The 556-nt window shown below is 40.5% G+C and carries 1 protein-coding gene; it reads left to right on the top strand.

What is annotated here, in order from left to right; translation table 11 throughout:
- Nucleotides 1-126 precede the first annotated feature (126 nt).
- On the top strand, nt 127-555 hold the full coding sequence (locus tag PROVRUST_RS20820; RefSeq protein WP_006816486.1) for a phage tail protein: 429 nt from the start codon (nt 127-129) through the stop codon (nt 553-555).
- Nucleotide 556 lies beyond the last annotated feature (1 nt).

Here is a 556-nt window from a genome sequence, read left to right as displayed (position 1 = left end):
CCATCACTACCGGACGGGTTTTAACCTATTGCGATTTGGCATTGTGGGTCGATCCGCTACTTACCGATTTAGAGCAAGCAAATACGCAGCTTATGGCGATTGAGAAATTCGACGAGGAACGTGAGCATGAAAAAGTTAACTAGCTTGCGGGACTACTTAGATAGCAAAATTCCATTTCTGAACAAAAACCCTGAAAAGCTCTACATGTTTGTTGAGAATGGACGCATTATTTCGACAATAGCGACAACGCCAAGTTTTGAATATGAATATACGGCGAATATCATTATTGAGGGCTATAAAGGTGATCAGAATGTTTTGATTGCAGTCGTTAATGATTGGCTGGTAAAGCATCAACATGATATTTCAGCGAATCCAACCAAGCGATATCAAGATTTTAAGTTTGAAGCTGTTATTTTAGATAATGAAACCGCGGATATTAGTATCGACCTAAATCTTACGGAGCGAGTGTTAGCCATCGATAACGAGGGAAAATGGGTTGTTGAGTCTATTTCTGAGCCGGCAAATCCATTCGATGAATGGAAAACAGAGCGATGAG

Source organism: Providencia rustigianii DSM 4541 (assembly GCF_000156395.1).
Lineage (GTDB): Bacteria > Pseudomonadota > Gammaproteobacteria > Enterobacterales > Enterobacteriaceae > Providencia > Providencia rustigianii.
This window is presented reverse-complemented; position numbering and strand designations above follow the sequence as displayed.

Bases quoted from the DNA above. Each gene is read 5' to 3' on its own strand.
- PROVRUST_RS20820 (WP_006816486.1), top strand. From the start codon at position 127: ATGAAAAAGTTAACTAGCTTGCGGGACTACTTAGATAGCAAAATTCCA.